Below are 9,587 nucleotides of genomic sequence, written 5' to 3' on the forward strand. Positions count from 1 at the left end.
GCGCCCGCCGCGCGCGCCGGGGGGGGGGGTGGGGGCGCCCCCCCCCGCGGGGGGGGGCGCCGCGGGGCGGGGCCCCCCCCCCCGGCGCCGGGGGCCCTCGCACGCCGGGCTCCAGAGGAGCGATCCGGGCAAAACGGTCGATACTGAAGCCATGGCACAGAACAGCGCCCACAAGCCCCCCACCGTCAGCGTGAAGGGGAAGGACGTCCGGTTCAGAACGATCGGCATCGGGATCATCGTGGTGCTGGCGGTCTGGTTCATCGCGGCGAACACCGAGTCGGTCGAGATCCGGCTCTGGATCCCCACCGTGACCCTGCCGCTGTGGGTGGTCCTCACCGTCACCCTGCTGGCCGGGATGCTGATCGGCGGGTTCCTGGCCCTGCGCCGGTCCAGGCGCTGACCGCCGCACCGGGCGCCGCCCGCGCCCGGTCGGTGCCGGGCGGTCCGGCCGACGGGGCCCCGCGCCGGGGCCCGGAGAGGAGGATGCGATGTTCGAGGAGCGACGGGCCCGCAAGGAGGCCAACCGCGCCTTCGACTCCGGCGAGGGCGTGACCCGCTACCGCATGCAGCAGAAGGTGTTCGCGATCGGCGACGACTTCTGGATCGACGACGAGGCCGGCGACCACGTGTACAAGGTCGACGCGAAGGTCCTCCGGGCCCGCCGGACGTACCACCTGGAGGACACCGGCGGCCACCGGGTGGCCACCGTCCAGGGCAAACCGCTCCACATCAAGGAGTCCATGGCGATCGAGGACGGCGAGGGCCACCATGTCGCCACGGTCAAGAAGGCGATCGTCAGCCCGGTCCGCGACCGCTGGCGGATCACCCGGGAGAACGGCGAGGACCTGACCGTCCAGGGCAACGTGCTCGACCACGAGTACACCGTCGAGCTGGACGGCCGGAAGGTCGCCGAGGTCTCCAAGCGCTGGTTCCGGCTGCGGGACACCTACGGGGTCGACATCGGCCCCGGCGAGGACACCCCCACCCTGCTCGCCGCCACCGTCGCCATCGACGCGATGGCCCACCCGGGCGACTGACGCCGGCCGCGGTCAGGCGGCCGGCTGGCCGGTGCCCTCGGTGTCGATGTGCGGCAGGATCCGGTCCAGCCAGCGCGGCGTCCACCAGGCGTGCGGGCCCAGCACGGTCATCACCGCCGGCACCATCAGCAGCCGGACCACGGTGGCGTCGATCAGTACGCTGAACGCCAGGCCGAGGCCGAGCATCTTGACCACCACGTTGTCGCTGACCACGAAGGCAGCGAAGACGCTGAACATGATCAGCGCGGCACAGGTGATCACCCGGGCGGTGATCTCCAGCGCGTGCGCCACGGCCTCCTTGGCGTCGCCCGTACGGTCCCACGCCTCGTGCACCCGGGAGAGCAGGAACACCTCGTAGTCCATGCTCAGGCCGAAGACGATGGCGAACATCATCATCGGCACGTAGCTCTCGATCGGGACCTTGCCGTTCACCCCGAGCTGCGGCCCGCCCCAGCCCCACTGGAAGACGGCCACCACCACGCCGTACGACGCGGCGATCGACAGCAGGTTGAGCACCGCCGCCTTCACCGCCACCAGCAGGCCGCGGAAGACCGCCAGGATGATCAGGAAGGCCAGGCCGACCACCACCGCGATGATGATCGGGAGCCGCCTGGACACGATCTCCAGGAAGTCCACCTGGGCGGCGGTCGTCCCGGTCACGTACGCGGTCGCCGCCGTCCCCGCGATCGCCTTCGGCAGTGCCGTGTCGTGCAGGTCGTTCACCAGGTCGGTGGTCTGCTTGTCCTGGGGCCGGGTGGTCGCGATCACCTGGGAGACCAGCACGTTCCCGTTGCCGGCCGCCTGCGGCGGGCTGACCGAGGCGGTGTTCGGCAGGCCGGTGAGGGCCTGCTGCACATTGGCCTGGAGCGCCGCCCGGTCGCCCGAGGGCACGTTCGTCTGGTCGATCACCACCGTCAGCGGGCCGTTGGAGCCCGGCCCGAACGCGTCCGACATCAGGTCGAACGCCCGTCGGTCGGTGAAGCTCGTCGGATCCGCCCCGTCGTCGATGTGGCCCAGGTGGATGGAGAAGAGCGGGATCGCCAGGATGCCGACCACGACCACGCCGCCCGCCAGGAACCACCACGGCCGGCGCTCCACCCGCTGCGCGTACCGGTGCCAGGTGCCCTTCGCCTCCGCGGCCGGGTCGGCCGAGGTCTCGGCGACCGGCGTCCGCACGTGGAAGCGGTCGATGCGTCGGCCGACGATCCCCAGCAGGGCGGGCACCAGGGTCAGCGCCCCCAGCACCGCCGTCACCACGGTGATGCCCGCCGCGAGGCCCAGCCGCGAGATGAACGAGACGCCCGACGCCGACAGACCGGTCAGCGCGATGACCACCGTGCAGCCGGAGACCAGCACCGCCCGGCCGCTGGTCGATGTCGCGTGGCCGGCCGCCGCCGCCGGATCGGCGCCGTCCATGACGTCCTGCCGGTAGCGGGTCAGCAGGAACAATGCGTAGTCGATGCCGACGCCGAGGCCGATCATGGTGGCCAGCGTCGGCGACACCGACGCGAAGGTCAGCGCGGCCGCCAGCAACCCGAGCAGGCCGAGCCCGACGATCACCGCGATCAGCGCCGTGATCAGCGGCATCACCGCCGCGATGATGCTGCCGAAGCCGACCAGCAGCACGATGATCGCCACCAGGAAGCCGATCGCCTCGCTGCTGCGGTCGTCGGCCTTCGGCCGGGCGGCCTCACCGAGCGGGCCGCCGTACTCCACCTGCACCCCGGCCTGCCGCAGCGGGGCGACCGCCGCGTCGACCTGGTCCAGGTAGTCCGGGCCGAGCGCGGCCGGGGTGGTGTCGAACTTCACCGAGATGTACGCCGTCGTCCCGGAGGTGGAGATCGGCCCGGTCGGCGACGGCTGGGCCTGCAGCGGGTTCTGCGCGGACAGCACGTGCGGCAGTTGCTGGAGGTTGGCGACCACCTGGCCCACCTGGCTCTGGAAGCCGGTCAGCGACTGGGCGTCGTGCAGCACGATCTGCGAGCCGGTACCGCCCGCGGCCGGGTCGTTCGCCTGGAGGACGTCCGCGCCCTTCTGCGACTGGCTTCCCGGCAGTGAGAAGTTGTCCGAGAAGTCGCCGCCGAACGCGCGCTGCAGCCCCTGCACCCCGCCGACCGCGACCAGCCAGAGCAGCAGCACCAGCACGCCGTGGCGGGCGCACCACGTCCCGAGCCTGCGCAGCACCCCGGGCTTGGGGGGTGCGCCGCCGGAAAGCGTGGCGGTGGACCCGCCGGGGCGTGCTGAGGACGGCATGGACGTCTCCCGGAGGGCCCTGCGCCCGGCACGGCGGCGCAGGCGGCGATCGGCTGAGGGTCGGTCAGAGCGTAGGCAGACCGGGGGGCGCGATCCGCGGCCGACACACGCCGTGTCCCCCCACCGGCGGTACCCCTCCGCGGCCCCGCCCGGCCGGGCCGCGGGCCGTGCGTGCACAGTCTGGAAGCGGCCTGGGGGTCGTCTGGGTGATTTCTGGCAGTGAACTACGATCCATGGTGTGTTGAGCCTTACGGGACTTCCCCTGCGCGTCATCGCCGTCGTGGTCGCCGTCGGCGCCTTCGCGGCCACCATGTGGCTGTGGCCCCGGCTGGCCGGCGGCAACTGGAAGGCGTGGCTGGGGAGGATCGGCGCCTTCCTCGCGACGCAGGTGACCGTCCTCGTGGCGCTGGGCCTGGTGGCCAACGCGTACTTCGGCTTCTACACCACGTGGGGCGACCTGCTGGGCACCGGCGGCGGCCCGGGCACGGTCGTCGACCACCAGCCGCTCGGCATGTCGCTCTCCGTCACCGGGCAGCAGAAGGTGTACTCCTCGCAGGGCTCCGCGCCGGACCGCTCCGGCTCCATCGAGCAGGTCCGGATCCAGGGCGAGTCCTCCGGGCTGGTCGGCAGCCCGGCCTACGTGTACCTGCCGCCGCAGTACTTCCAGCCCGCGTACGCGCACGCGCGCTTCCCGATGATGCTGGTGCTGTCCGGCTACCCGGGGTCGGCGGAGAAGCTGATCTCGCTGCTGGAGTACCCGGCGTCCACGCTGAAGGCGATCCAGGCGGACCAGCTGCCGCCGACCGTCCTGGTGATGATGCGGCCGACGGTGGTCAGCAACCGCGACACCGAGTGCATGGACATCCCCGGCGGCCCGCAGGTGGAGACCTTCTTCACCCGGGACGTCCCGCAGGCGATGGGCGCCCGGTACCGGATCCTCGACCGGCCGGACGCCCGGGCGGCAATCGGCGACTCCACCGGTGGGTACTGCGCGCTGAAGTTCGCGCTCCGCAAGCCCGACAGCTACCGTTCGGCGATCTCGCTGTCCGGCTACTACAGCGCGCCGACCGACCCGACCACCGGCGACCTGTTCGGCGGCCGGCCCGCCCTCAAGCGGGAGAACGACCTGCTGTGGCGGTTGAAGAACACCCCGCCGGCGCCGGTCTCGCTGCTGCTCGCCACCAGCTACGACGAGCAGAACTACGCCGCCACCCAGAAGATGGTCGCCGCCTTCCGGGCGCCCACCCGGCTCTCGACGATCACCCTGGACACCGGCGGCCACAACTTCCGCACCTGGACGCGCGAGATCCCGCCCGCCCTGGAGTGGCTCGGCAAGCGGCTCGCCCCGCCGCAGCAGCCCGGCGCCCCCACCCCGGGCGGCCCCGCCGTCCCGGCCTCCCCCGCGCCGAGCGCCCCGCCCGCCGCCAGCTGACCCGGGCCGGGGCGGCGGCCGCCGGACGGGCCCGCCGTTCCGAGAAGCCGCCGTTCCGGAAGGCCGCCGTTTCGGGAAGCCGCCGGGAATGCGCTCGCGCCCGCGCCGCGGTATTGCACGGATCACACGGTCGGTACGGACACGAAGACCTGACGCACCGTCACCCGGTGCTAGCGTCGGCCGGTGGCAGAACTGACACTGGACGGTGTCTGCGCGGGATATCGGGGGAAGACGGTCGTCCACGACATGTCCCTCCGGTACGGCGCGGGCGTGCACATCCTGCTCGGGCCGAACGGGGCCGGGAAGACCACGACGTTCCGGGTACTGGCCGGGATCCTGGCGCCGACGAGAGGGCGGGTACTGGTCGGCGGGACGGACCCGCACACCTCGGCCGAGGCCAAGGCGCTGATCGGGATGGCCACCCACCGCTCGGCGCTGGCGCCGCGGCTGAGCGTGGTGGACAACCTGCGCTACTGGGCGCGGGTGCTGGGCATGCGGCCGGCCGCCGCCGAGGCCGCGATCGCCGAGGTGCTCGGCGTGCTGGGGCTGGCGCGGCTGGCCGACGAGCGGATCGGCGCGCTCAGCCGGGGGCAGAACCAGCGGGTCGGCCTGGCCAAGGCGTTCCTCGCCGGGCCGCCGATCCTGCTGCTCGACGAACCGATGTCCGGACTCGACCCGCAGACCTCCGAGCGGCTCTCCGACCATCTGCGCCGGCTGGCCGACAACGGCTGCACGGTCGTGGTCTCCACCCATGCGCTGGTCGAGGCGCACCGGCTCGCCGACGACGTCACCGTGCTGTACGACGGCCGCATCGTCGGCCAGGGCGAGCCCGCCGAACTGCGCAGGGCCCTGCTCGGCTCCGCCTACCGGCTGCAACTGCGCGGCTCGGGCGACATACCCGGGGCCCTGGACGGGCTCGGGCACCGGTGGGAGCGGCAGGGCACCGGCCCGGTCGTGGTCGAGGTCGCCGACCAGCAGGCCGCGGAGGCCCTGGTGACGGCCCTGGTGGCCGCCGGCGTCGGGCTCCACGAGGTGGTCCCGGTGCGCAACCCGCTGGAGGACGTGTACCTGCAGCTCCAGAGCGGCGGAGACGCCCGGATGTCGGAGGTGGCCGATGCGGGCCGACAGCTTTCCGCGTGACCTGGCCCGGGCCCGGGTGCTCGCATCCGCCCTGCTGTGGCGGATCCGCCGCGAGCGGCTGCGCAACCTGCTCACGGTCTTCCTGCCGTTCGTCCTGACCGTGACCTCGATCGTCGTCCTGCCGCTGCTCTCCGACGACAGCGCCATGAACGGCGCAGCCGGCAGCGCCGAGCTCGGCCTGCGCTACGGCTCGACCGGCGACGCGGTGGCGGCCGGCATGCTCCTGGTCCTGCTGCCCGGCGTGGTCGCCCTGCACTGCACGGTCGGCGCGGCGCTCGCGGTGCGGAACGTGGTCGGCGCGGAGGCCGGGGTCGGGGCGCTGGAGACGATGCTCGCGGCGCCGTACACCCCCGCCTCGATCGCCGGCGGCCTGCTGGGCTTCGCCGTGGCGGTCACCACGGTGCAGTGGGCGGTGATGAGCGCGCTGGCCGCGCTGGCCCTGGGCATCGCGCAGTGGGTGCACCACGACGGGCTCAGCCTCGGCCCCGGCTACCTGGCGCTCGCGCTCGGGCTGCCGCTGCTGTCCGCCTGGGCCGGCGCGGGCCTGGCCCTGCTCTGCAACCTGCTGCTGCCCAAACTGGCCCAGCCGGCGCGGGCCGGGCTGGCCGGCAACGGCGGCGGGCTGGTCAACGTGATCGCGCTGCTGCCGGGGCTCGGCGCGATGATCGCGCCGGCGGTCGGGCTCTCCGATCTCGGGCCGCTGCGGCTGCTCGCCCTCGCCGGGGGCGTCACCGCGGTGATCGTCGCCGGCAGCCTGTTCGGCATCGCGCGCGGATTCCGGCCGGAATCCGTTCTCGCCTCCTGAATTCCCGTCACGGCTTTTCCCGATCCGCCCACCGAGGAGTCGCAGCACCATGGCGAAACTGACGATCGACATCCGCCCCGCGCCGGTTGCGCGCTTCTTCCACCGGGCCTTCACCCGGCCGGTGGTGGAACTCGACGGAGCCGAGACGGAAACCGCCTGGGGGACGACCGAACTCCCGGTCGGCAGCGGTCCGCACACCATAGCCGTCGCCTTCCGCTACCGCGGTCAGCGAACTGCCGTGCTGGCGCTCTCCCGCGAGGAGTTCACCGTCGCCCCGGACGCCGCCGAGGTCCGGCTGACCGCCCGGCTCGGTGCCCGCAACGGCAGCCGGTTCACCATCACGGCCGACTGACCGGCGGCGGTGGGCCGACCCGCCGCGGCCGGGCCGGGGAGATCACACTCCCCTCATAGCCCGCTCTCATCAACCTCTCAGTCCGGGCGGGGAGCGTAACGCCCATGACCGAGACCAGTTCCGTCCCACCGACCAGTGTCGCGTGGCCCGAGGCCGCGCAGTATCCGCCGCCGACGGTGCCGGCCGCGCGGGCCACGGTCGATCCGCTCTTCCCGCCGGCCGCTCCGCCGCCGGGCGGCCCGAAGGGCCCGTCCTCCTGGGCGGGCCGACTGCGCACCCTGCCCCGACGGGCCTGGCGCGGACGCGAGGACGACCCGCGCTGGGTCCGGCCCGCGTTCCTCGCCCTGCTGGCGGCGACCGCGGTGCTGTACTTCTGGAACCTCAGCGCCTCCGGCTGGGCGAACGCCTTCTACTCCGCGGCCGTGCAGGCCGGATCACAGAGCTGGAAGGCGTTCTTCTACGGCTCGTCGGACGCCGCGAACTTCATCACCGTCGACAAGCCGCCGATGTCGCTGTGGCCGATGGCCCTGTCGGTGCGGCTGTTCGGCCTCAGCTCGGCGAGCATCCTGGCGCCGCAGGTCCTGATGGCGCTCGGCACGGTGGCGACCGTGTACGCGGCGGTGCGGCGGCGCTTCTCGCCGGTCGGCGGCCTGGTGGCCGGCGCCGCGCTGGCGCTGACCCCGGTGGCGGCGCTGATGTTCCGCTTCAACAACCCGGACGCGCTGCTGGTGCTGCTGCTGTCGCTGGCCGCGTACGGGGTGCTGCGGGCCACCGAGCACGCGAGCACCCGGTGGCTGCTGTTCGCCGGGGTGATGTTCGGCTTCGGCTTCCTCACCAAGACGCTCCAGGCCTTCCTGGTGCTGCCGGCCTTCGCGCTGGTCTACCTGGTGGTCGCGCCGACCGGGCTGTGGCACCGCGTCCGGCAGCTGCTGTGGGCGGCGCTCGCGATGGTGGCCGCGGCCGGCTGGTGGGTGGCGATCGTCGAGCTGGTGCCGGCGTCCGCCCGGCCGTACATCGGCGGTTCGCAGGACAACGACTTCCTCTCGGTGACCTTCGGCTACAACGGCTTCGGGCGGCTGACCGGCAACGAGACCGGCAGCGTGGGCGGGGGCGGCCGCGGCGGCCCCGGCGGTGCCGGGGGCGGCATGTGGGGCAGCACCGGGATCACCCGGCTGTTCGACGGCGACATCGGCGGGCAGATCGCCTGGCTGATGCCGGCCGCGCTGATCCTGCTGGTGGTCGGCCTGTGGGCGACCCGGCGCTACCCGCGCACCGACAGCGCCCGGGCGGCCTTCCTGGTGTGGGGCGGCTGGCTGCTGTGCACCGCGCTGACGTTCAGCTTCATGTCGGGCATCTTCCACCAGTACTACACGGTGGCGCTCGTCCCGGCGGTCGCCGCCCTCGTCGGCATGGGCGTGGACGGCCTGTGGCGGGCCCGCCACAGGCTGCCGTACGCGGCGCTGCTGGGCGGCACGGTCGCGGTCACCGCGGTCTGGGCGTTCGTCCTGCTCGGCCGGAGTGCCGACTTCGTGCCGTGGCTGCGCTGGGCGGTGCTGATCGGCGGCATCACGGCCGGCGCGGCGCTGCCGGCGGCGGGGCGCCTGACCGGTCGCCTCGGCGGCCGACTGGCCGCGGTCACCGGGCTGGTGGCGCTCGCGGCGGGGCTGGGCGGCCCGGCCGCGTACGCCCTGGACACCGTCTCGACCGGGCACTCCGGGTCGATCGTGACGGCCGGTCCGCGGGTGCAGGGGTCGAACGGCTTCGGCGGCCCGGGCGGCGGCCGCGGCGGCTTCCGCGGCGCGATGCCCGGCGGGACCGGCTTCCCCCGCGCGAACGGCGGCAACGGCTTCCCCGGTGCCAACGGCGGCACGGCGAACGGCCTGCCGGGCATGAACGGCCTGCCGGGTATGAACGGGCAGGGGACGACGGGTCAGGGCGGCGGCACCGGACAGGGCGGCTTCCCCGGCTTCCCCGGCCAGAACGGCACCGGCTCGCTCCGCGAGGGCCGCGGCGGGATGGGCGGCATGGGCGGCGGCATGGGCGGCCTGCTCGACGGCGCCAAGGTCAGCAGTGAGACGGCGGCCCTGCTGAAGCAGGACGCCGGAAAGTACACCTGGGTGGCTGCGGCGGTCGGCTCGCAGAACCAGGCGAGCTACCAACTGGCCACCGGCGAACCGGTGATGGCCCTGGGCGGATTCAACGGCACGGACCCGTCGCTGAGCCTCAGCGCCTTCCAGCAGTACGTGAAGGAGGGCAAGGTGCACTGGTTCATCGGCGGCGGCGGCTTCGGCGGCGGCGGTGGCGGCATGGGCGGATCGTCCGAGTCCTCGCAGATCTCCAGCTGGGTGGAGGCGAACTTCACCGCCAAGACGGTCGGCAGCACCACGCTGTACGACCTGACCTCCCCCAAGGCGGGCAGCACCGGCTGATCCCGGCCCGCTCCCCCGTCCGGGCCCCCCCGGGGCCAACGCGCCCGGGCCGCGCCCCGGGGGGGCCCCCCGCCGCCGCCCCCCGCCGCCCCCGGGGCCCGCGGCGCCCGGGGGCCCCCCGCCCCCCCCGGGGGGGGGC

General features: G+C 73.8%; 8 protein-coding genes. 7 read left to right on the forward strand and 1 reads right to left on the reverse strand.

The features are described from left to right. The first annotated feature begins 151 nt into the window (after positions 1–151). Together ACFV0G_RS06485 and ACFV0G_RS06490 are read left to right on the forward strand one after the other, a co-directional pair. Positions 152–400, forward strand: a complete 249-nt coding sequence (locus ACFV0G_RS06485; protein ID WP_380542567.1) for a lipopolysaccharide assembly protein LapA domain-containing protein — start codon at positions 152–154, stop codon at positions 398–400. Between the two features lie 88 nt (positions 401–488). Beyond that, positions 489–1,037 (forward strand): LURP-one-related/scramblase family protein, encoded by a 549-nt coding sequence (locus ACFV0G_RS06490; RefSeq protein WP_380542571.1) that lies wholly within the window; start codon positions 489–491, stop codon positions 1,035–1,037. A 12-nt stretch (positions 1,038–1,049) separates the two neighbouring features. On the opposite strand, the gene ACFV0G_RS06495 is transcribed toward ACFV0G_RS06490, so the two are convergent. Beyond that, positions 1,050–3,290, reverse strand: coding sequence for an MMPL family transporter (locus tag ACFV0G_RS06495; RefSeq protein WP_380542574.1), 2,241 nt, complete (start codon positions 3,288–3,290; stop codon positions 1,050–1,052). 238 nt (positions 3,291–3,528) lie between these two features. Here ACFV0G_RS06495 and ACFV0G_RS06500 point away from each other — a divergent pair, with 238 nt between their 5' ends. From ACFV0G_RS06500 to ACFV0G_RS06520, 5 genes are all read left to right on the forward strand, one after another. Next, positions 3,529–4,722: an alpha/beta hydrolase gene (locus ACFV0G_RS06500; protein WP_380542578.1), complete on the forward strand. Its 1,194-nt coding sequence runs from the start codon at positions 3,529–3,531 to the stop codon at positions 4,720–4,722. 183 nt (positions 4,723–4,905) lie between these two features. Continuing rightward, positions 4,906–5,862: an ABC transporter ATP-binding protein gene (locus ACFV0G_RS06505; RefSeq protein ID WP_380542581.1), complete on the forward strand. Its 957-nt coding sequence runs from the start codon at positions 4,906–4,908 to the stop codon at positions 5,860–5,862. Then, a complete protein-coding gene (locus ACFV0G_RS06510; RefSeq protein ID WP_380542584.1) occupies positions 5,837–6,667 on the forward strand; it encodes a hypothetical protein in 831 nt (276 codons plus the stop codon). The genes ACFV0G_RS06505 and ACFV0G_RS06510 overlap by 26 nt, the downstream gene beginning before the upstream one ends. Before the next feature lie 49 nt (positions 6,668–6,716). Beyond that, the gene (locus ACFV0G_RS06515; RefSeq protein WP_380542587.1) at positions 6,717–7,019 is read left to right on the forward strand and encodes a hypothetical protein; all 303 of its coding nucleotides are present in this window, start codon (positions 6,717–6,719) and stop codon (positions 7,017–7,019) included. Positions 7,020–7,123: 104 nt separating this feature from the next. After that, a complete protein-coding gene (locus ACFV0G_RS06520; protein WP_380542590.1) occupies positions 7,124–9,448 on the forward strand; it encodes a glycosyltransferase family 39 protein in 2,325 nt (774 codons plus the stop codon). The last annotated feature ends 139 nt before the right edge of the window (positions 9,449–9,587 follow it).

The organism is Kitasatospora sp. NPDC059571, assembly GCF_042735675.1.
Lineage (GTDB): Bacteria > Actinomycetota > Actinomycetes > Streptomycetales > Streptomycetaceae > Kitasatospora.